The sequence below is a fragment of the Massilia sp. Root335 genome (genome assembly GCF_001425685.1).
GTDB classification, from domain to species: domain Bacteria; phylum Pseudomonadota; class Gammaproteobacteria; order Burkholderiales; family Burkholderiaceae_D; genus Telluria; species Telluria luteola.
Window position 1 is genome coordinate 135,579 of record NZ_LMCY01000008.1, and the last position, 22,712, is coordinate 158,290.

General features: G+C 66.6%; 10 protein-coding genes. 5 read left to right on the forward strand and 5 right to left on the reverse strand.

Annotated features, from left to right (window positions below; genetic code table 11):
- The first annotated feature begins 105 nt into the window (after window positions 1–105).
- Window positions 106–2,997, forward strand: a complete 2,892-nt coding sequence (locus ASC93_RS06565) for a TonB-dependent receptor (protein WP_056438976.1) — start codon at window positions 106–108, stop codon at window positions 2,995–2,997.
- 123 nt (window positions 2,998–3,120) lie between these two features.
- Here ASC93_RS06565 and ASC93_RS06570 read toward each other — a convergent pair whose 3' ends face one another.
- Window positions 3,121–3,849, reverse strand: a complete 729-nt coding sequence (locus ASC93_RS06570) for a 16S rRNA (uracil(1498)-N(3))-methyltransferase (RefSeq protein WP_056438979.1) — start codon at window positions 3,847–3,849, stop codon at window positions 3,121–3,123.
- A 122-nt stretch (window positions 3,850–3,971) separates the two neighbouring features.
- On the opposite strand from ASC93_RS06570, the gene tkt reads away from it, so the two are divergent.
- Window positions 3,972–5,969: a transketolase gene (gene tkt, locus ASC93_RS06575; protein WP_056438982.1), complete on the forward strand. Its 1,998-nt coding sequence runs from the start codon at window positions 3,972–3,974 to the stop codon at window positions 5,967–5,969.
- A 94-nt stretch (window positions 5,970–6,063) separates the two neighbouring features.
- Window positions 6,064–7,074 (forward strand): type I glyceraldehyde-3-phosphate dehydrogenase, encoded by a 1,011-nt coding sequence (gene gap / locus ASC93_RS06580; RefSeq protein WP_056438985.1) that lies wholly within the window; start codon window positions 6,064–6,066, stop codon window positions 7,072–7,074.
- 150 nt (window positions 7,075–7,224) lie between these two features.
- On the opposite strand, the gene map is transcribed toward gap, so the two are convergent.
- The 4 genes from map to glnE all read right to left on the reverse strand — a co-directional run bounded on the left by map (window position 7,225) and on the right by glnE (window position 17,435).
- Window positions 7,225–7,992 (reverse strand): type I methionyl aminopeptidase, encoded by a 768-nt coding sequence (gene map / locus ASC93_RS06585; protein ID WP_056438988.1) that lies wholly within the window; start codon window positions 7,990–7,992, stop codon window positions 7,225–7,227.
- Between the two features lie 190 nt (window positions 7,993–8,182).
- Window positions 8,183–11,068: a TonB-dependent siderophore receptor gene (locus ASC93_RS06590; RefSeq protein WP_229412622.1), complete on the reverse strand. Its 2,886-nt coding sequence runs from the start codon at window positions 11,066–11,068 to the stop codon at window positions 8,183–8,185.
- 523 nt (window positions 11,069–11,591) lie between these two features.
- A complete protein-coding gene (locus tag ASC93_RS06595; RefSeq protein ID WP_056438994.1) occupies window positions 11,592–14,483 on the reverse strand; it encodes a TonB-dependent siderophore receptor in 2,892 nt (963 codons plus the stop codon).
- Between the two features lie 195 nt (window positions 14,484–14,678).
- On the reverse strand, window positions 14,679–17,435 hold the full coding sequence (gene glnE / locus ASC93_RS06600) for a bifunctional [glutamate--ammonia ligase]-adenylyl-L-tyrosine phosphorylase/[glutamate--ammonia-ligase] adenylyltransferase (RefSeq protein WP_056438997.1): 2,757 nt from the start codon (window positions 17,433–17,435) through the stop codon (window positions 14,679–14,681).
- Between the two features lie 166 nt (window positions 17,436–17,601).
- Between glnE and ASC93_RS06605 the strand changes: the two genes are divergently transcribed.
- Together ASC93_RS06605 and ASC93_RS06610 are read left to right on the forward strand one after the other, a co-directional pair.
- The gene (locus ASC93_RS06605) at window positions 17,602–21,870 is read left to right on the forward strand and encodes a YhdP family protein (protein ID WP_082547808.1); all 4,269 of its coding nucleotides are present in this window, start codon (window positions 17,602–17,604) and stop codon (window positions 21,868–21,870) included.
- Complete coding sequence (locus tag ASC93_RS06610; RefSeq protein WP_056439000.1) at window positions 21,867–22,679, forward strand: carbon-nitrogen hydrolase family protein; 813 nt, start codon at window positions 21,867–21,869, stop codon at window positions 22,677–22,679. Before ASC93_RS06605 ends, ASC93_RS06610 begins: the two co-directional genes overlap by 4 nt.
- Window positions 22,680–22,712: the final 33 nt, after the last annotated feature.

A 22,712-nucleotide genomic window follows, 5' to 3' on the forward strand; every position in this document is an offset into this window, starting at 1 on the left:
GCAAGCGGGGGCGGCGCAGCATGGCCGCCCCCGCGCGCAAGCATCGTGTCTGCATTCGGTGAACGTAAGAAACCACTTTGAGAGATTCGAGAAGGAGAAGTTTTCATGACGTTTAAATTGAAGTCGATGCCATTTGCGATTTCCTGCGCAATTGCCAGCGGTGCCATGCTTGCAGCGCCGGCAATGGCGCAGACGCAGGACGGTGCCGCGCCCCAGCAAGTCCAGCGCGTGGTCGTGACCGGTTCGCTGATCAGCCGCACCGACACCGAAACCCCGGCCCCCGTGCAGGTGCTGACCGCACAGGACATCCAGCGCAGCGGCAAGAGCTCGATCGGCGAACTGCTGAACGACCTCGCCGCCAACGGCCAGGGTACCCTCGGTTCCGGCTTCTCGGGCGCATTCGCCAACGGCGCGCAGGGCGTCTCGCTGCGCGGCCTGACCGTCGGCGCGACCCTGGTGCTGGTCGACGGCCACCGCATCGCTCCGTATCCGCTGTCGGACGACTCGCAGCGCTCCTTCGTCGACGTCTCAAACATTCCGTTCGACGCCATCGACAGCATCGAGGTGCTGAAGGCCGGCGCATCGTCGACCTACGGTTCGGACGCGATCGCGGGCGTGGTCAACATCAAGCTGAAGAAAAACCTGACCGGCACCCGCTTCAGCGCCGAGAGCGGCACCACCCAGCACGGCGGCGGCGACACCCACAAGGCGTCGTTCAGCACCGGCATCGGCGACCTGGACAACGACGGCTACAACGCCTTCATCACGGCCGAATGGCGCCGCCAGGGCGACATCAAGACCTCCGACCGCGACCAGTTCATGTGGGACAACGCGGACTGGCGTTCGCGCGGCGGCAACGACCTGCGCGTCGGCGTGCCGTCCAGCATCAACAGCTTCCTGACCGCGACCTCCAGCCCGTTCCTGTACAACGCGGCCGGCGCCGGCGGCGTCAACAATGCGGCGAACTTCCAGTTCCTGGACCCGACCGCCTGCAACTACACGAAATACATGGCGGGCGGTTGCGCGGTGCGCGACACGACCACCAACATCCAGCCGGCCACCGAGAACATCAACGTGATGGTCGGCCTGACCAAGAAGCTGAACAACGACTGGGAACTGGCCTTCAAGGGCTCGATGTTCCAGCGTAACAGCATCAACAACCGCGGCAGCTCCTATCCGACGACCGGCACGTTCGGCTCGTTCATGCCGAGCTATTCGCCGACCACCGTCCCCGGCTACACCTCGCTGAACAACGGCGTGCTGGTGGCGAACATCGGGCGCGTGCCGAGCACCCTGATCCCGGCCACCGCCTCGTACAACCAGCTCGGCGCCGCGGCCCGCCTGTACGGTTTCATCCCGGGCGTGGATCCGGTCTCGACCATCGACAACACGGCCAAGACGACCCGCTTCGCCCTCGACCTGCACGGCAGCGCCTACGGCTGGGACGTGAATGCGGCCGCCGGCGTCACCGAGACCAAGCTCGACCTCAAATACAGCGGCTACATCGACCGTCTGGCGCTGTACAACGCGATCTTCAACGGTTCCTGGAACCCGGTGGGCGGCAATTCGCCGGCCCTGGTGTCCCAGATCTCGCCGACCTTCTCCAACTCGCTCGATTCGAAGCTGAACTACATCGACCTGGTGGGTTCGCGCGAACTGATGCAATGGGGCGCGGGCCCGGTCGCCCTGGGTGCCGGCGTGCACTGGCACAAGCGCCAGCAGAACGCCCCGGCCGCCAGCCTGACGGCCAACGGCCAGGTCGCCAACACGTCCGCCTTCGTGATCGGCAACGAGACCAACAGCGCGGTCTTCGCCGAACTGCAGGCGACGCCGATCAAGAACCTCGAAGTCGGCGTCTCGAGCCGCTACGACCACTTCGACACCTACGGCAACTCGTTCACGCCAGCGGCCAAGTTCAAGTGGTCGCCGTCGAAGATGTTCGGTGTGCGCGGCACGTTCGCCCGCGGCTTCCGCGCGCCGAACCCGGCCGAGGTGGGCAATGCCGGTTCGTTCTTCACGTTCAACGCGATCAACGACCCGATCCTGTGCAAGGACGGCCACCAGTACACCGCCGGCAACGTGCCTTCGTCCTGCGGCATGAACCCGCCGTACGTCCAGGTCACCAGCAAGGACCTGTCGCCCGAGAAGTCGAAGTCGTACACCCTCGGCATCATCGTCGAACCGCTCAAGGGCCTGAACGCGACGCTCGACTACTACAAGATCGAAGTCCGTAACCAGATCGTGACGGCGGCCGGCAACGACCCGAGCTTCTCGCCCGACTTCGTGCGCGGCCCGGCCACCCCGGTCGACATCGCGACCGGCGTCGGCACCGGCACCACCGTCGGCACCCCGGCGGTCGGCCCGATCATCTACGCGAAGTCGCCGTACATCAACCTGGGCGGCACCAAGACCTCGGGTATCGAAGCCGACGTCGGCTACCGCTGGCGCCTGTCGAACGACATGGGTCTGGTGCACGCCAACCTGAGCGCTTCGCACACCTTCAGCTACATCAGCGAGGCGGCAGGCGGCGTGTCGTACGAACTGGCCGGTACGCAGGGCCCGTCCGTGGTGTCGGGCGCAACCGGTTCGCCGAAGGACCGCGCCCAGTTCACCCTGGGCTGGAACCGCGGCCCGCTGGATGTGACCGCGACGATGAACTACACGAGCTCGTTCTCGACCAAGGATCCGTCGCTGGAAGCCAACGACTGCGCATCGACCGGTCTCGACGTCGGTGGCCGCCGTTATTTCCAGGGCGTGGACCAGCCGGGCGTGTACTGCGAAGTGCGTTCGTTCACGACGACCAACCTGAACGTCGTGTACAAGGTCTCGCAGAACCTGAGCCTGAAGGGCGCGATCCTGAACCTGTTCGACCGCCAGCCGCCGATCGACGTCGCCACCTACGGCAACGCCGGCAACCAGACGGCCTACAACGCCTCGCTGCACCAGGCAGGCGCGGTCGGTCGCTTCTACAGCCTCGGCCTGAACTACGTGTTCTGATCGCCGTGCAGGTGTAGGGTGGGCTCCCCGAGCCCACGCGTAACGTTCGCGTGACGTCGGCGTTCGCGTGACGCCGGCGTTCGCGTGGGCACGGTGTGCCCACCCTACTGACTTATCGAAGCATCAGATTCCGCCCCAGGCCGCGGCCAGGATCGCGAGCGCGGCCAGCCCGGCCGTCTCCGTGCGCAGCACCCGCGGCCCCATCGACAATGCGAGCGCGCCCGCGGCCAGCGCCGCGTCTTCTTCCTGCTCCGTGAAGCCGCCTTCCGGGCCGACGAGCAGGGTGACGTCCTGCGCCGGCGTCTGCCTTGTCCACTGCGCGAGCGACGCCTCGGCGCGCGGGGACAGCAGGATGCGCACGCCGCCCGCCGCGCCCTGGCCGAGCCAGCGATGGAAGTCCTGGATGGGCGCGACGTCGGCCAGGCGGTTGCGGCCGCACTGCTCGGACGCGCTGACGACGACGCCTTGCCAGTGCGCCAGGCGCTTGTCGGCGCGCTCGCCGGACAGCCTCACGACGGACCGTTGCGCGGCCAGCGGCTGGATCGCCGCCGTCCCCAGTTCGACGGCCTTTTCGACGATCCAGTCCATCTTGCTGCCCTCCGGCAAGCCCTGGGCGAGGGTCACGCGGAACGGCAGTTCCACGTCGACGGCGTCGATCGCGAGGACTTCGGCGGTGGCGCGGCGCTTGCCGATCTCGACGAGCCGCGCGCGCGCCTGGCCGCCCTCGCCATTGAACAGCACGAGATCGTCGCCGCTCTGCTGGCGCACGACGTGCAGGTGGTGGGCGACCGCTTCCGGCAGGTCGACGAGGCTGCCGGGGACGAGCGGCTGGGGGCAGTAGAAACGTGGCATGGATGGCAATCGGAACCGTTAACGAGCCGGCATTTTAAATCCCGCCGACCGTGCTCTGGTAAAATACGCGGTTAAGGCCAGCTCGTGCCACCGCTTTCCAATCCTCAGACTTCACCACACCCATGAAATCTCTGCAAACCACCACCTTGATGGCCAACGCAATCCGCGCGCTGGCGATGGACGCCGTCCAGAAGGCGAATTCCGGCCACCCCGGCATGCCGATGGGCATGGCCGAGATCGCCGTCGCGCTGTGGGACGGCCACTATCGCCACAACCCGGCCAATCCGGGCTGGATGAACCGCGACCGTTTCCTGCTGTCGAACGGCCACGGCTCGATGCTGCACTACGCGCTGCTGCACCTGTCGGGCTACGACCTGTCGATGGACGATATCCGCAACTTCCGCCAGATGCACAGCAAGACGCCGGGCCACCCGGAAGTCGGCATCACCCCGGGTGTGGAAACGACCACCGGCCCGCTGGGCCAGGGCATCGCCAACGCCGTCGGCATGGCGCTGGCCGAGTGGCTGCTGGCCAAGGAATTCAACCGTCCGGGCTTCGACATCGTCGACCACTACACGTACGCGTTCGTGGGTGACGGCTGCCTGATGGAAGGCATCTCGCACGAAGTGGCGTCGCTGGCCGGCACGCTGCGCCTGAACAAGATGATCTGGCTGTACGACGACAATGGCATCTCCATCGACGGCAAGGTCGAAGGCTGGTTCACGGACGACACGCCGAAGCGCTTCGAAGCCTACGGCTGGAACGTGATCCCGCACGTGGACGGCCACGACGTCGCGGCCGTCGATGCCGCCATCGCGCAGGCCAAGAAGTCGGACCGTCCGACGCTGATCTGCTGCAAGACCATCATCGGCAAGGGTTCGCCGAACCTGCAGGGCGGCGACAAGGTGCACGGCGCCGCGCTGGGCGAGAAGGAAGTCGCCGCGGTGCGCGAGCACCTGATCTGGGACGCGGTCCCGTTCGACATCCCGGCCCCGATCTACGACGCCTGGGACCAGAAGCAGAAGGGCGCCGCCGCCGAGGGCGCATGGAACGAGGTGTTCGCCGGCTACCGCGCGCAGTATCCGGAACTGGCCGCCGAATTCGAGCGCCGCATGAAGGGCGACCTGCCCGGTCATTTCGAACAGACGCTTGCTGACGCCATCGCGTCCACGATCGACAAGAAGGAAACCATCGCCACCCGCAAGGCGAGCCAGAACGCGATCCAGGCGCTGGCGCCGGTGCTGCCGGAATTCCTGGGCGGCTCGGCCGACCTGACCGGCTCGAACCTGACCAACTGGAAGGAATCGATCCCGCTGCGTTCGGGCACGCCGGGCAACCACATCAACTACGGCGTGCGCGAATTCGGCATGTCCGCCATGATGAACGGCATCGCCCTGCACGGCGGCTTCATCCCGTTCGGCGCCACCTTCCTGACGTTCTCGGACTACAGCCGCAACGCGCTGCGCATGGCCGCGCTGATGAAGCTCCGTTCGCTGTTCGTGTTCACCCACGACTCGATCGGCCTGGGCGAAGACGGCCCGACGCACCAGTCGGTCGAACACGTCTCGTCGCTGCGCCTGATCCCGAACCTGGACAACTGGCGTCCGTGCGACACGACCGAATCGACCGTCGCCTGGGGCGAAGCGGTCAAGCGCAAGGACGGCCCGTCGACGCTGATCTTCTCGCGCCAGAACCTGCCGTTCATGGAGCGCGACGCGGCGACCGTCGCCAATATCGCGAAGGGCGGCTATGTGCTGCGCGACGCGCAGAACCCGGCCGCCGTGCTGATCGCGACGGGTTCGGAAGTGGAACTGGTGGTGAAAGCCGCCGAAACCCTGGCTGGCCAGGGTATCCAGGTGCGTGTGGTGTCGATGCCGTCGACCGACGTGTTCGAGCGCCAGGACGCGGCCTACAAGGCTGCCGTGCTGGGCCGCGGCATCCCGCGCGTGGCCGTCGAGGCTGGTGTGACGGACTTCTGGTACAAGTACGTCGGCCTGGAAGGTGCCGTAGTGGGCATCGATACCTTCGGCGAATCGGCCCCGGCCCCGGTGCTGTTCAAGCACTTCGGCTTCACGGTCGAGAACGTGGTCGCCAAGGTCAAGGCCGTTCTCGCGGCCTGATGGATTGCGCCCGCCGCACGGACCGGTGACTGTCCGTACGGCGGGTTTCACGCTATGCTTCGGTGTTAGGATTTTTTTAATCAGGAGTGAATAAATGACGATCAAAGTAGCAATCAACGGTTATGGCCGCATCGGCCGCAACGTGCTGCGCGCTTTCTACGAAGGCGGCAAGAAGCAGGACATCCAGATCGTGGCGCTGAACGACCTCGGCAATGTCGAGCACAACGCCCATCTGACCCGTTACGACACCACGCACGGCAAGTTCCCGGGCACCGTCGAAGTCGACGGCGACTACATGATCGTCAACGGCGACCGCATCCGCGTGTACGCGCAGCGCAACCCGGCGGAACTGCCGTGGGGCGAGCTGGGCGTGGATGTCGTGCTGGAGTGCACCGGCTTCTTCACCACCAAGGAAAAGGCTTCGGCCCACCTGAAGGGCGGCGCCAAGAAAGTCATCATCTCGGCACCGGGCGGCAAGGACGTCGACGCCACCATCGTGTTCGGCGTCAACCAGGACGTGCTGAAGTCGACGGACACCGTGATCTCGAACGCGTCCTGCACCACCAACTGCCTGGCTCCGCTGGTCAAGCCGCTGAACGATGCCATCGGCCTGGAAAACGGCCTGATGACCACCGTGCACGCCTACACCAACGACCAGGTGCTGACCGACGTGATGCACGAAGACCTGCGCCGCGCCCGTTCGGCCACGCAGTCGATGATCCCGACGAAGACCGGTGCCGCCGCCGCCGTCGGCCTCGTGCTGCCGGAACTGAACGGCAAGCTGGACGGCTACGCGATCCGCGTGCCGACCATCAACGTGTCGATCGTCGACCTGTCGTTCATCGCCAAGCGCGACACGACGGTCGAAGAGATCAACAAGCTGATGAAGGACGCATCGGAAGGCGTGCTGAAAGGCATCCTGACGTACAACACCGAGCCGCTGGTGTCGGTCGACTTCAACCACAACCCGGCGTCGTCGAACTTCGACGCGACGCTGACCAAGGTGTCGGGCCGCCTGGTGAAGGTGTCGTCGTGGTACGACAACGAGTGGGGCTTCAGCAACCGCATGCTGGACACCACCGTGGCGCTGATGAACGCCAAGTAATCCGGCGCAGCATCCATGAAAAACGCTCCCTCGGGAGCGTTTTTCATTTGTGCGGATTACGTAGGGTGGGCACCCTTGTGCCCACGCGTAACGCAAGCAGACTGCAAACGTCGCGCGTGGGCTCGGGGAGTCCACCCTACGTCGCGTTTTTTACTTGGTCTTCGGCCAGGGCGTCAGGATCTCGAACCCGTTCTTCGTCACCGCGATCATGTGTTCCCACTGCGCGGACAGCGACCGGTCGCGCGTCACGACCGTCCAGCCGTCGTCGAGCTGCTCGACGTCCGAATCGCCCAGGTTGATCATGGGTTCGACGGTGAAGGTCATGCCTTCCTTGATGAGCATGCCCGTGTTCGGGCGGCCGTAGTGCAGCACCTGCGGGTCTTCGTGGTAGACCTTGCCGATGCCGTGGCCGCAGTACTCGCGCACGACCGAATAGCCGGCGGCTTCCGCCAGCTTCTGGATCGCATGGCCGACGTCGCCCAGGCGCGCGCCCGGGCGCACGGCGCGGATGCCGGCCATCATGGCGTCGTAGGTCGTGTCGACGAGCTTCTTTGCTTCCGGGCTGGGCGTGCCGACGAAGTACATGCGGCTCGTGTCGCCGTGCCAGCCGTCCTTGATCACGGTGACGTCGATGTTGACGATGTCCCCGTCCTTGAGGATCTCGGCGGGCGCGGGGATGCCGTGGCAGACGACGCTGTTGACCGACGTGCACAGGGTCTTGGGAAAGCCGTGGTAGCCGACGTTGGCCGGCGTGGCCTTCTGCACCTTGCGGATGTATTCGTTGCAGCGCCGGTCGAGTTCCTCGGTGGATACGCCGGGGACGACGTATTCGCCGATCATTTCCAGCACCTCGGCCGCCAGCCGGCCGGAGACGCGCATTTTCGCGATGTCTTTGTCTGTCTTGAGTTTGATAGCCATGTTCACTTTCGTTGGGCCGCGCCGCCGCATTGCCGGGCCGGCCGATGGCGCATGATACCGCCAAGACGCCCGCCGCGTAAGCTGGGCGGCAAACGTGGCGCCGCGTCGCCGTGCGCCGAAAAAAAAGCCGCCCGCGCAGGGCGGGCGGCTTGGCGCGTCCGGCACGCGGGCGTGCCGGAGAGGCGGTCGATCAGAGCTTGACGCGGATACCTGCGTACCAGCGGCGGCCGATCGGGTCGTAGGTACCGCCGTCGGTCTCGGTGCCGGTCACGTCGCCCGGCAGGCCGGAGATGATCGGCGGCGCCTTGACGTCGAACGCGTTGTCGAGGCCGAAGTACAGCTCGGTCTTCTTCATCAGCTGGTACGACACCTGCATGTTCGTGTAGGTGCGCGAACCGACTTGCAGCGAGTTCGCCGGCAGGTCGAAGCCCGACAGGAACTGGTCGTCCAGCGACGAACGGCCGATGTAGTCGAACGTGGCGTTGACGTTCAGGTCCTTCCAGCGATAGCCCAGGTTCAGGTTCGCCTTGTTCTTCGGCGCGCCGATTTCACCGGCGAACGGATCGCGGTCCGCGCCCGGCAGCGGCACGTCGTAGCCGGTCTTCACGTAGGTGTACGCGAGGCGGGTCGACAGGGTGCCCGGGCCGACGCGGTCGGTCCAGGCCGCGGTCAGGTCGATGCCCGAGGTGGCCTTGCCGCCGCTGTTCGACACGGCGGTGTCGATGTAGCGCAGGGCGCCGGCGCTGCTGGCGCCGTTCGCGGTCGGCCAGCGGGTGATGAACTGGCACATGGCCGGGTTCGTGCCGCTGTAGCAGCCGGTCAGCGCGAACTGGCGCGGGGTCGACACGATCGCGTCGGCGATCTTGATGTTGAAGTAGTCAGCCGTGAAGGTGAAACGCTTCAGCATCGGGATCGAACGCGGGGTCCAGACGACGCCCAGGGTGGTCGAACGGCCTTTTTCCGCGTGCAGGTTCGGGTTGCCGCGGTTGTAACCGCTGACGCCCTGCTGGTCGGCCAGGGTGTTCGTGAACTGGCCGTTCTTGGCGATGTTCGCGGCCACGCCCGGATCGGCACGGCAGCGTGCATCGTACACGCCTTGCGACGTCGCGGTCACGCCTTCGCACGGGTCGGTCAGGCCGGTCGGGAAGTCCTGGCTCGGAGCCTGGTACAGCTCGTTGATGTCCGGCGCACGGGTCGACAGCGAGCGGGTGCCGCGCAGCTTGACGTCGTCGACGACGGTCCATTCGAAGCCGGCGTTCCAGCTGTTGGTGCTGCCCACCGACGAGTAGTCGCCGTGGCGGAACGCGATCGGCAGGCTCAGTTCCTTGATGAAGGGCAGGTCCTTCAGGATCGGCACGTGGGCCTCGACGAAGGCTTCGCGCACGCTGAATTCGCCCTGGGTCGGCGGGGTCGCGTTGCCGGCGTTCAGGCCGGCCTGGGTCAGCGCGTCAGGCGTCGATTCCGAGTATTCCTTGCGGAACTCGACACCGGCGGCGATGCCCAGCGGGCCGGCCGGCAGGTCGAAGATTTCGCCGTCGATGTGGCCGCCAGCCAGCTTCTGCGTGGTGCGGGTCGTCAGCGAACCCGGCGCGTTCACGTAGGCCAGCGCTTCCTTGCTGATCGAGTTGAAACCGAAGATATTGATCGGCACGCAACCCTGGGTGACCGCGTTGGCGTCCGCGCACACCGGGTTGCCATTCGCATCGGGGATGGCGCTCAGTGCGTTGCGGAAGTTCAGGACGTTGACCTGGCCGCTCGACTGCTGGGCTTCCTTGGTCTGGCCGTACGACACATACGCTTCATAGTTCCAGTCCTTCCACGCGTGGAAGTCGCCCTTGAAACCGGTGGCGAGGCGGAAGGTATCGCGGTCCACGCTGTTGCTGCGGGTGCCGACTTCGGCCATGCGGCGCGTGAACGAGTAGTCGGGAATGCCGTCGCCGTCGGTGTCGCTGATGCGGTCGTACAGGTATTGCGGCACCAGCGGGTTCTTCACCAGCGTGCCGTTGACCATGGTGCCGGCCGGCACCTGGGCGTTGCTGAAGATGTCGGCCGAGCTCAGCGCGAACGGCTCGATCACGCTGCCCGAGCGGGTCGAGACATAGGTGCCTTCGATGAAGGCGCTGTTGTGCTCGTCGATCTTGCGCTCGCCGTTCAGGGCCAGCACGAAGCGGTCGACCGGCACGGCGATCGAACGATAGTACGAACGGTTGAAGCCGGACACCGAGGAGACGAACGGGATCGGGTTGCCGTTCGCGTCGTAGGTGTAGCTGCCGGTCTTGCCGTTGGCGCCCGTGTAGGTGAAGCGGCCTTGCGGCGCGTAGCTGGAGTAGGTCGGACGGACCGCGACGAAGGCGTCGGCCGGGTCGCCGGTCTCGACGACCATCTTCGACGACTGGTCGACCGCCGATGCTTCGCGGTTGCGCGACCACACCTGGCCGTCGCGCGTGAAGCCGATGTGGCCCATCAGGAAGCCGTTGTCGTTGCTGCTGCCGAAGGTGATCGACAGCTTGCGCTTCTCGCTGTCGCCCTTCGAGCTCTCGCCGCCCTGGGCGTCGATCGTGAGGCCGTCGAAATTACGCTTGGTGATGATGTTGACCACACCCGCCACGGCGTCCGAGCCGTAGGCCGCCGAGGCGCCGCCGGTCATCAGTTCGACGCGTTCGACGAAGTCGGTCGGGATCGCGTTCAGGTCGACCGCGGCGCTGCCCGGCACGCCGGACACGAAACGGCGGCCGTTGACCAGCACCAGGGTACGCGAGGTGCCCAGGTTGCGCAGGTCGACGGTGGCAACGCCGGCGCCGGACGTCAGGAATGCCGTGTTGGTACGGCTGTAGGTCGGCGTGCCCAGGGTCGGGTTTTGCAGCAGCAGGTCCTGCAGGTTGTTGGCACCCGAGGCGGCGATGTCCCGTGCGGTCAGCACCTGCAGCGGCGACGGCGACTCCGCGTTCGGCGAGGCAATGCGCGAACCGGTGACCTCGACGCGCTGCATCGGCGCGGGCTGCGTGTCCTGGGCATAAGCACCCTGCACCGCAAGGGCGACGCCGCCAAGGCAGATCATCCGGATTGAACGGGACAAATTCTTCTCTCTCATATTTTTAAAACTCCCAGGGTTTAAAACGGCAGGCCGGATCGCGGCACTGCCGTCGGCGTCGGCTAGCGACGGGTTTGGTCGACGCGGGTTGCACTTGCTTGATGCATACGGTTTTCCAAGATGCCAATAAAATCATTCGGCGTAGCTTGGTGTCAACACGTGTAACGATGTGTTTCCACGCTTGTCACCCCTGCCGATTCTCCTGCGCCGAAACGAAAAGCTGATGATTGACAGTTGTGCTTATCGAAATCGGCGAACTTTATTTGGCTTTTGAAAACAATTTACGTGAAATATGAGAAAAATTTCATGAAAAACGACCGGGATCAACTTGCGCTCAGTTTTTAAGTAATAACAAGAGTGTGTTTGTTTGACATTAAAATGTAAAATAAATGTAACAATTTAGAGACGGCGATATATTCGCATGTTGTTGTAAATCCGCAAAAATCGAGCCGGTTTGAGGCGGCATCCATGCAACATGCGTGCCGCGACGACCTGCCGCGGGCGACCGTCAGAACGACTGGTTGTAGCGCACGTAGAAGAGCCGGTCGATCGGCAGTTGCGGATCGACGGCCGATGAGGCCGACGTGCCGTTCACGAATGACGTGCTGGCGTCGTAGACGATGCGCGGCTTGCGGTCGAACACGTTGTTGGCGCCGAGCAGGAGCCTGGCTTTCCACGGCAGCGCATAGCCCACCGACAGGTCGCTGTAGACCATGGCGCCCAGCGTCGTATAGCCGGTACCCCAGCTGGCCGGGTCGTTCGGGTTGCTGCACTCTTCGTTGTTGGCCGCGCTCCAGCAATGCACCTTGACGCCGCTGTAGTAGCGCGACGCCAGCGTGGCGCTCCAGTTGCCGAGGGTCCAGTCCAGGGTCAGATTCGATTTCACGCGGTTGTACGTGAATTCGCCGGCGTCGTTTTCCCAGTCCGACGTGGCGGTACTCTTGATGCGGAACGTATCGGTATAAGTCGATTCCGAGCGCACGTTGAGCTGGCCAAACGCCATGCGCGGGAAGCGGTAGGCGAAGGTCAGGTCGACGCCCCTGGTCTGCAGCTCGCCCAGGTTGGCGTTGCCGCGCGACAGGTTCGAGATCATGCCGGTGGCCGGGTCGCGCCCGATCCTGTCGCAGAACGCCTGCACGCCGCTGACGTAGCACTGGTTGATTTCGTAGGTCGCCGTCACGCCGGTGATGCGGTTCTTGACGTGGATGTCGAAATAATCGAGCGCGATCGACGCGCCGTTCAGCCAACCCGGGCTGTAGACGAGGCCGAAGGTTTTCGTGGTCGCCGTTTCCGGCTGCACCGCGCCGTTGCCGGCGCCCGCGTTGAACGGCACCGGGGTCTGGGCGCCGCCGGCCGGGACCGGCGAGCCCGCCTGGTTGAGCTGGCGGAAGCCGGCCGGCACGCCGGCGGCCGCGCAGCGCGCCGCCACGGCCGGGTTCCGGGCCGCTTCGCCGTACTTGCTGTCGCAGGCGTCGAGGTAGGCATCGTAGGCCTGCTGGCCGCCGCCGAACGTGTCGCTCAGGGTCGGGGCGCGGAAGCCCTGGGCGTACGTGGCGCGCGCGAGCAGGTCGCGGATCGGCTTCCACATCACGCTGGCCTTGCTGTTGGTCGTGGTGCCGAAGTTGCTGTAGTCGGAGTAGCGCGACGCGATGTCGACGCTCAGCAGTTGTGCGAACGGCTGGTTCTTCAGCAGCGGGACGTTGAATTCCAGGTAGGCTTCGCGCACGGTGTACTTGCCGACGGTGGCATTGCCGGCCAGGTCGGTCGAATAGCCCGACTGCTCGAACTGGCCCGGGCGGTCGTAGCCGCTGACCGAACGGTGCTCGAGTCCGGCCGCCATGCCGACGGCGCCGGCCGGCAGGTCGAACAGGTCGCCGGTGATGTCGGCGGTGGCGCTGTTGACGGTCGAGCCGTACGTGGCCTGGCCGTTGGCCATGACGTAGTTCAGCGCGGCGGCGGTCGAAGCCGACGGGCCGCCCAGGATGTCGAACGGCACGCATTCGGCCAGCGGGATCGGGCTGGCGGCGGTGCCGCACTGCACGGCGCCCGACGCGTTCATGAACGACGGCCCCAGGGCCTTTTTCAGGTTCAGCAGGTTCAGGTTGCCGGCCGACTGCACCGAACCCGTGATGGCGCTGTGGTTGTAGCCGACGTTCCAGTTCCAGACGTTGCCCAGCACGCCGACAGCGCCTTCCAGGCTCGCGTCGATGTGCAGGGTGCGGTTGCCGTTGTCGGTCACGCGCGGCACTTCGATCGTGCGGCGGTAGAAGAACAGGTCGACGCCCTTGCCGGCGCCGGCCACCTGGTTGCCGTACGGGTTGTAGTAATCGTCCTTGTCGATGTAGACGGGGTACTTCGACTGCGTCATCGAGTTCAGCGGATAGCCGGCGACCTCGCGCGACGATGCGCGGTCCGCGAACATCGCGGTGGCCGTGAACCGCATCTCGTGCGGCAGGGCGATGCTGCCCTTGGTGAAGATGGACGCCAGCCGGGTCGGCGACGTGTACATCATCTGGTTCGACGAATTGAACGTGTCGGCGTCGGCGCCGGCATAGTTGTGATAATTGTCCGGATCGCGCGCATTGGAGCCGGTGCCGTCGCCCAGGTACGAACCGGTGTGGTTCAGGATCTTGTTGAAACCGCCGGCGCCGCCGCTGGCGCTCACCTGGCGGATGCGGCCCCACGGGCTCGCGCCGAAGCCCGCGTTCAGGTGGTTCGGGCCATAGGCGGTGGCGGTGACGTCGCGGTCCTTCGCCCAGACGACGCCGTCCTCGGTGTACGTCAGGCCGAACATCATGTCGGCCTTGTCGTCGCCCGTGCCCCAGGCGAGCGCGTAATCCTTCTTCCTGCCGTCGCCTTTCTCGTTCTGGCCGTCGTACACGCTGGCCAGGCCGCCATGCATGGTCTTCTTGAGGATGACGTTGACGACGCCGGCGATGGCATCGGAACCGTAGATCGACGAGGCGCCGTCCTTGAGGACTTCGATGCGCTCGATCAGCGACGCCGGGATGGTCGACATGTCGGTATAGCCGGCGACGGTCTGGGTCCAGCGCTTGCCGTTCACCAGCACCAGCAGGCGGTTCGCCCCCAGGTTGCGCATATTGATGTACTGGCCGCCCTGTTCGCGGTTCGACGTCAGCGTCGAGCCCTTCGAGAAGGCCGGGGTGCCTGCGGCGGACAGGTTGTTGAGGATGTCGCCGACGGTGACGAGACCCGTTTTCTGGATCTGTTCCTGGGTCATCACCTGGACGGGTTGGGCCGTTTCCAGGTCGACCTGGCGGATACGCGAGCCGGTCACTTCGACGCGCTGCATCGCGTCCGCGGTTTGTGCATGGGCAAGGCCGGCCATCGCATTCAAGGCGACGGCAACGGCCATGGCGATCTTTGTACGGTGTTGCATGGATTCTCCGATGAGGACGCGTTCCTGGCTGCGCGGCTGGGCGTAAATACTTTGCCGCAGATCAAACCATACGCTGGCCTTATCAGAGCATTCGGTATTGACAAATGTCAATATGGAAATTTGTTGTAATGGAAACGTTGATAAAAAACAACATGCCGAAAGGAAAAAGGCGCTCGTGTGCGCCTTTGCGTGCCCCTATACGTGGAAGCAGTCGTGCCACAGCCGCACGACGACGTCCGCATGCTTCGCGACGAGGCTGCGTTCCACGCGGGCGTTTTCCTGGCCTTGCAGGCGCACCTGGTGTTGCAGCTTGCGCATCGCGCGGTAGGCCGCGGCCGCGCCGTCGGCCAGCCCGGCGTCGATGAGGCCGAGCTGGCCGCACAGTTTCAGCAACGCGATGTTGCCGACGTTCGCCGTCAGCCGCGGATACGCGCAGGCATGGCGCAGCACGAGGTACTGGACGATGAATTCGATGTCGATCATGCCGCCCTCGTCGTGCTTGAGGTCGAAACGCTCGTCGCGCGGCGGGTGCGCATCGCGCATGCGCTGGCGCATCTTGACGACCTCGCCGCGCAGCTCGGCCTCGCGGTCCGACCTGTCCTGGCGCAGCACCTGTTCGCGGATCGCCTCGAAGCGCGCGCCGATGGCGGCGTCGCCGGCGCAGAAGCGGGCGCGGGTGAGGGCCTGGTGCTCCCAGATCCATGCCGATGTCTGCTGGTAACGCTCGAACGCGGCCACGGACGACACGAGCATGCCGGACGCGCCGTCCGGCCGCAGCGCCGTGTCGATGTCGAACAGGATGCCGGCCGGCGTGTGCGTCGTCATCCAGGTGATGAAGCGCTGCGCGAGCTTGGCGTAGTTGGACGCGGCCATGTCGTCGTCGTCGTCGAACAGGAAGATCACGTCCAGGTCGGACACATAGCCCAGTTCCTTGCCGCCCAGCTTGCCGTAGGCGGCCACGGCGAACCGCGGGACCTCGCGGTGGCGCGAGGCGATGGTGCGCCAGGCGCGCCGCACGACCTCGCACACGATCAGGTCGGCCAGCGCGGACAGGTGGTCGGCCAGGCGTTCGACCGACAGTTCGCCGGCCAGGTCCAGCGCGAGCAGGCGGAACATCTGGGCGTGGTGGGCTTCGCGCAGGATGTCGAGCTGGCGTTCGGTGTCGCCGGCGGCCGCGTCGAGCTGGGCCGCAAGGCTGGCCGCCAGCGCGGGCAAGTCTTCGGCCGCGTTGCCGCGGTCGTCCAGCAATTCGTCCAGCAGGATCGGATGCTGGGTGAGGAAGGTCGCGGCCCAGCCGGACGCGTTGATCATGCGCAGCACCCGCTCCAGGGTGTGCGGATATTCCGTCAGCAGCGACAGGTAGGCGGAGCGCCGGGCGATGGCTTCGAAGAAATCGAGCAGCCGGCCGAGCAGGGCCGCGTGGCTGCCGAGCCCGGCGTCGGCGACGACGGCCGGAATCTGCGTCAGCGCCGTATTCACGAGGGCGACGAGGCGGTGGCGGCTCGCTTCGGGCAGGGTCTGCAGCCGCGGCGCCTGCCAGGTGGCGACGAGGCGGTTCGCGGCCGCTTGCGGGTCGTCGAAGCCGAGGCTGGCGAGACGGTCGGCGATGGCGTCGCGGTTGTCCGGATCGGTGAGCAGGGCGTCCGGGTCGACGGGCTCGGCGCCGGCCGCCTTGTCGGCGAAGATCGCGTCGAACTGGGCGGCGACGAAGTGGCGCCAGGCGTCCAGCCGGGCCAGCAGTTCGCCTTCGTCCGCCATCCCCATCATGCGCGCGACGGTGTGTTTGTCCTCGGGCGCGACGGGCATGGTGTGCGTCTGCGCGTCTTCCAGGTATTGCAGGCGGTGCTCCAGGTTGCGCAGGAAAGAATACGCCTCAAGCAATTGCTCGACGGTGTCGCCGGCCAGCAGTTCGCGCTCGGCCAGCAGGCGCAGCGTCTTGCGCGTGGAACGCTCGCGCAGCGCGGGGTCGCGGCCGCCGCGGATCAGCTGGAACACCTGGGCCAGGAACTCGATCTCGCGGATGCCGCCGCGGCCCAGCTTGACGTTCTGGTTGCGCTCCGGATGCAGGCGTTCCTGGCGGTTGACCTCGGCGCGGATCTGGGCGTGCATGGTGCGGATCGCATCGATCACGCCGAAATCGAGGTAGCGCCGGAACACGAACGGCCGCACGATGGCGTCGAGGGCCGCGATGTCGGCCGGATCGCCCGTGACCGCGCGCGCCTTGACCCAGGCATAACGTTCCCACTCGCGCCCCTGTACGATCAGGTAGTCCTCGACCATGTTGAGGCTCGCCACGAGCGGGCCCGACTTGCCGTTTGGACGCAATGCCATGTCGACACGGAACGTAAAACCATCCTCGGTGACCTCCGACAGCGCGGCGATCAGCTTGCGGCCCAGGCGCACGAAGAATTCGTGGTTCGACAGCGATTTCCGGCCGGGGCCGGCATTCGTGTCGCCGTCCTCGGGGTAGACGAAGATGAGGTCGATGTCGGACGAGACGTTCAGTTCGCCGCCGCCGTGCTTGCCCATCGCCAGCACCATCATCTGCTGGGGGCGGCCGGAATCGGCGCCGATCGGCTCGCCGTGCAGGGCCGTCATTTCGGCCATCAGCTCGGCCAGGTGGGTCTGGACGGCGAAGTCGGCGAAGCGGCTCATCGCCGTGACGACCTCGTCGAGGTCGGCCTGGCCGGCGAGGTCGCGCCGGATGATGGCGCAGATGAGCAGGTTGCGCAGGCGGCGCATTGCCCGTACCGTCGGGAGCACCGAACCGTTCGGACCGAGCGCGGCTTCGGACTTCAGCGCTGCGCCGAAATCGAGAGAGGCCAGCGATAATGCGGCAAGGGTATCGACGCGTCCGGCACGGGCCGGGTCGGCGCCGATCCAGCGTTGGTAAAAGCGCGACATCGGCGCCATCGACTGCGTGGAGGGTTGCGAGGGAGAAACTTGGAGCATGGGGCGAATTCCAGAGGAGTTTGTGCGTTCCGGGACGCTTGCTATGGGGTAAAATTGCCCGCCATGCTGCCCTGGGTCAGCATGATGGTAAGGTAGACGCCGCGAATGTTGCAAGCGCTCTCTTATTTACAGATAAACAATAGTTGGCGAGCCTTTGAGCGTTTTGATGCACAACCCGGAACCGCAGGCGCAGCGCGAGCACGACGCGCACGAGCAGGCGCACCCGCAGGGAGGCGCGCCTGAGCACGCGCACGAGCATGTGCCGCTGGCGGAGCGCTGGGCGCGCGCGCGTACGTGCTACCGCTATGCCAACCTGGCGTCGCATCACGTGCTCGGCTTTACGATCAAGGCCGTCCTGCTCGTCTACTTCGCGTTCATGGCGCTGTTCCTCGTACTGCGCTACGCGGTCCTGCCGAACATCGACCTCTACAAGCCGGACATCGAACGGGCCGCCAGCCGCGCGCTCGGCAACCAGGTGACCATCGCCCGCGTCTACGCGTCGTGGCGCGGCCTGCATCCGAACCTGTACCTCGGCGACCTGCGTGTGCGCGACCGCGCCGGGCGCCAGCTGCTGGCGCTGCCGTCGGTGTCGGCCACCTTGTCGTGGTGGTCGGTGGTGGCGGCCGAACCCCGTTTCGACGCGCTGGAAATCAACCGGCCCGAGCTGGACGTGCGCCGCGGCCGCGATGGCGTCATCGCCGTGGCCGGGGTGCGCATCGATCCGAACCGGAAGGAAGAGGGCGGCGGCGCCGACTGGCTGCTGCGCCAGCACGAAATCGTGATCCGCGAAGGCCGGCTGTCCTGGACCGACGAGCTGCGCGGCGCGCCGACGCTGGCATTGTCGGACGTGACCCTCGTGCTGCAGAACCGCTGGACGACGCACCGCTTCGCCCTGAAAGCCGCGCCGCCGCCGGGCGCCGGCGACCCGCTCGACCTGCGCGCGCGCTTTTCCCACCCGGCGTTCGGCGCCAGGCCGTCCGACGCGCGGCGCTGGAAAGGCCAGGTGTATGCCGACCTGCGCAACACCGATCTCGCCGCCTGGAAGCAGTACGTCGATTACCCGTTCGCCCTGCAGCAGGGCCGCGGCTCCGTGCGCGCCTGGCTCGACTTCGATCACGCGCGCCTGGCCGGTTTTACCGCCGACCTCGCGCTGGCCGGCGTCAGCGCGCGCCTCGGGCCGGACACGCCGCCGCTGGCGCTGGCGCGCGTGTCGGGCCGGCTGTCGGCCAGCGAAACCATCGCGCCGAACGTGGACGACGGCAAGCCGACCTTCGGCGCGCTCGGCCATGCCATCGGCCTGGAAAACTTTGCCGTCGTCACGGAAGACGGCGTCGTGCTGCCGCCGGCCACGTTGACCGAATCCTGGCACCCGGCCACGCGCACCCGGCCCGAACGCTTCGAGGTGCGCGCCGCACAGCTGGACGTGGGCGCACTGGCCGCGCTCGCCGTGCAACTCCCCATCGCACCGGCCCAGCGCCAGCTGCTGACGGAACTGGCGCCGCACGGCCGCATCAACGACGCCGACGTCGAATGGCAGGGCCGCTTTCCGCACGTCACGGGCTACCGCGTGCGCGGCGAGGTCGAGAACCTGGGCATGAATCCGCTGGCGGCGCGCGCCGAACTGGCGGCGACCGACGGCCAGCCGGCCCAGGCGGCACGGCCGGCGCTGCCCGGCTTCAGGAACCTGTCCGGCCGCGTCGACGCGAGCGACCATGGCGGCAGCGTCGACGTCGATTCCGACAAGCTCGTGCTGGCGCTGCCGGCATGGTTCGCCGAACCCGAGATGCCGTTCGACCAGCTCGCGCTGCACGCGCGCTGGAGCTTCCCGCAGGACGACCGCCTGCTCGTCGAAGTCGACAGCATGAACCTGTCGCAGGGCGCGCTGAAGGCGAGCCTGTCCGGCCGCCACCTGCTGCCGTTGACGCCCGGGCAGGGGCCGGGCGACGCCGACTTCACGGGCACGGTCGACAATTTCGACATCGCGAGCATTGGCCGCTGGCTGCCGCTCGCGACTCCCGAGGGCCTGCGCGAGTGGCTGACGGGCGCGCTCCAGGGCGGCACCCTGCACGACGCGCGCCTGCGCCTGCGCGGCGACCTGGCCCACTTCCCGTTCCACGCCGACAACGCGGCCCTGCGCGCCAAGGGCGAGTTCCGCGTCAGCGGCCGCATCGAGGACGGCAAGCTCGAGTACGCACCGGGCCACAAGGCGGCCGACGGCAAGGCACCGCTGTGGCCGCTGCTGGAAAACATCGAGGGGTCGATCGTGTTCGACCGCGCGCGCATGGACATCCACGCCGATACGGCGCGCACGCAGGGCATCGCGCTGTCGAACGTGCGCGCCGTGATCCCGGAGCTGGGCGTGCACGAGATGATGCTCGACATCGACGGCGCGGCCGCCGGCCCGCTGCCGGACTTCCTGCGCTACGTGGCGGCCAGCCCCGTGCTCGAATGGATCGGCAACTTCACCGAGGACACGCGCGCGACCGGCGCCGCCAGGCTGGGCCTGAAGCTGCACCTGCCGCTCGCCAGCCTGCACGACGCGAAGGTGCAGGGCGCGCTGCAGTTGCAGAACAACGACGTCGTGCTGTTCCCCGAACTGCCGCCCATCGAAGCCGCGCTGGGCCGCATCGAATTCTCCGAGCGCGGCGTCAACCTGAACGGCGTGGGCGCCAGCTTCCTCGGCGGGCCGCTGCAACTGTCCGGCGGCACCCAGCGCGACGGCACCATCCAGATCCGCATGGCCGGCAGCGTCACCGCCGACGGCATGCGCCGCACGGGCTCGCTGCCGGCGCTGCAGCGCCTGGGCACCAAGCTGAGCGGCGGGGCGCGCTTCGGCGGCACCGTCACCGTGAAGGACCGCCAGTCGCAGATCGTCATCGACTCCAACCTGGCCGGTCTCGGCGTCGAACTGCCGGCGCCGCTGAACAAGCCCGCCGCGGAAGCGCTGCCGCTGCACTTCGTGCTCGCCGGCCAGCCGACGGGGCTTGACGGCGTCGGCCACGACGAGGTCCGCGTCGCCCTCGGCAACATCGCCGCCGCAAAGTATGTGCGCGAACGCCAGCCGCACGGCACGTGGATCGTCAAGCGCGGCGGTATCGGCGTCAACGTGCCGGCGCCGGAGCCCGACGGCGGCATGATGATCAACGTGAACATGAAGGCGCTGAACGTCGACCGCTGGCTCGCGGCGGCCGCCGAGATCGCCGGGCCGGGCGAGGCCGCGCCGACGGGCAACGCGACCGTCGACAGCGCCACCGGCGCGGGCATGGCCCAGTACGTGCTGCCGGACACGATCGCCGCGCGCGCCAGCGAACTTACCATCGGCGAACGGTCGCTGCGCGACGTCGTCGTCGGCGCCACGCACCAGAACAATACGTGGCAGGCCAGCATCGATTCGCGCCAGGTGGTCGGCTACGTGACGTGGAACGAGTCGCCCACGGGCCAGGGCCTGGGCAAGGTGACGGCCCGGCTCGCGTCGCTCGTGATCCCGGAATCGTCCGCGAACGAAGTCAAGGACCTGCTCGAATCGAGCAAGGGCGCCACTGCCAGCATTCCCGGCCTCGATATCGTGGCCGAGCGCTTCGAGCTGTCGGGCAAGCAGTTCGGACGGCTGGAACTGGCGGCCAGCAATGCGCAGGCGCTGGCCGGACGCGAATGGCGCATCGAGCGGCTGGCGCTGACGAATCCGGACGGCCAGCTGAAGGCGAACGGCCGCTGGCTCACGCGCGACGGCAAGAGCAATACGGCATTGAATTTCACGCTCGACATCAGCGACGCCGGCCGCCTGCTCGACCGCCTCGGTTTCCCGGAGACGCTGCGCCACGGCAAGGGCTCGCTGTCCGGCGACATTTCGTGGGCCGGCTTGCCATACTCGCTCGACATTCCGAGCCTGTCGGGCCAGATCCAGATGAACGTCGAGGATGGCCAGTTCCTCAAGCAGGACCCGGGCGCCGCGAAACTGCTGGGCGTGCTGAGCCTGCAGATGCTGCCGCGCATGCTGAAACTCGACTTCCACGACGTCTTCTCGGAAGGCCTCGCCTTCGACGGCATCACGGCCAATGCGATGATCACGCGCGGCGTCGTGCGCACCGACAACCTCAAGATGCACGGCGTCGCGGCGACGGTGCTGATGGACGGCACGGCCGACATCGCGCACGAATCGACGAACCTGCACGTCGTCGTGATCCCGGAATTCAACCTCGGCACCAGCTCGCTCGTGTACGGCCTGGCCGTGAACCCCGTGATCGGCCTGGGCAGTTTCCTGGCCCAACTGTTCCTGCGCGCACCCGTGATGAAGGCGCTCACTTACCACATGCAGGTCACGGGGCCGTGGAAGTCGCCGCACATCGTCAAGCTGGACAATTCGCCCGCCGTTGCGGCCGCCGCCGAGGCGGCGGCCCAGCAGGACCGCAGCAAGCAAAAGAAGGGAGCCCAATGAAATCCGTCGCCAAGTCGACCGTCGCAGCAGTACAGATGGTGTCCACGCCCGACGTGGACGAGAACATCGCCACCGCGCGCCGCCTGATCGCGGCTGCCGCGGCGCGTGGCGCGCAGCTGGTCACGTTGCCGGAATACTGGCCCATCATGGGCATGGCGGACACGGACAAGGTCGCCCACGCGGAACAGCCGGGTCACGGCCCCATCCAGGATTTCCTGGCCGCGCAGGCGCGCGAGCACGGCATCTGGCTGATCGGCGGCACCTTGCCCCTCGTGTCGGGCATTGCTGCCCGCGTGCTGAACACGACGCTCGTCTACGACCCGGCAGGGCACCACGTCGGCCGCTACGACAAGATCCACTTATTCGGATTCAACAAGGGCAGCGAATCGTACGACGAGGCGCGCACGATCGTCCCGGGCGCGACGGTCGGCAGCTTCGAGGCGCCGTTCGGCCGCGTGGGCATGTCGATCTGCTACGACCTGCGCTTCCCGGAACTGTTCCGCGCGATGGGCGAGTGCGCGCTGATCGTCGTGCCGGCCGCGTTCACGCACACGACGGGCCTCGCGCACTGGGAAGTGCTGCTGCGCGCCCGCGCCATCGAGAACCAGTGCTACGTGCTGGCCGCGGCCCAGGGCGGCACGCACCGGAACGGCCGCCGCACGTTCGGCCACAGCATGCTCATCGATCCGTGGGGCGACGTGAAGGACATCCTGCCGGAAGGCGAGGGCATCGTCAGCGGCGAGATCGATCCCGAGTACATCGCCAAGGTGCGCGAGAGTTTGCCGGCGCTGAAACACCGCAAACTCTGACGTATGGCACAATGCCCTATCCTTATCAGAAAG

Bases quoted from the DNA above. Each gene is read 5' to 3' on its own strand.
- ASC93_RS06565 (WP_056438976.1), top strand. From the start codon at position 106: ATGACGTTTAAATTGAAGTCGATGCCATTTGCGATTTCCTGCGCAATT.
- ASC93_RS06570 (WP_056438979.1), bottom strand. From the start codon at position 3,849: ATGCCACGTTTCTACTGCCCCCAGCCGCTCGTCCCCGGCAGCCTCGTC.
- tkt (WP_056438982.1), top strand. From the start codon at position 3,972: ATGAAATCTCTGCAAACCACCACCTTGATGGCCAACGCAATCCGCGCG.
- gap (WP_056438985.1), top strand. From the start codon at position 6,064: ATGACGATCAAAGTAGCAATCAACGGTTATGGCCGCATCGGCCGCAAC.
- map (WP_056438988.1), bottom strand. From the start codon at position 7,992: ATGGCTATCAAACTCAAGACAGACAAAGACATCGCGAAAATGCGCGTC.
- ASC93_RS06595 (WP_056438994.1), bottom strand. From the start codon at position 14,483: ATGCAACACCGTACAAAGATCGCCATGGCCGTTGCCGTCGCCTTGAAT.
- glnE (WP_056438997.1), bottom strand. From the start codon at position 17,435: ATGCTCCAAGTTTCTCCCTCGCAACCCTCCACGCAGTCGATGGCGCCG.
- ASC93_RS06605 (WP_082547808.1), top strand. From the start codon at position 17,602: ATGCACAACCCGGAACCGCAGGCGCAGCGCGAGCACGACGCGCACGAG.
- ASC93_RS06610 (WP_056439000.1), top strand. From the start codon at position 21,867: ATGAAATCCGTCGCCAAGTCGACCGTCGCAGCAGTACAGATGGTGTCC.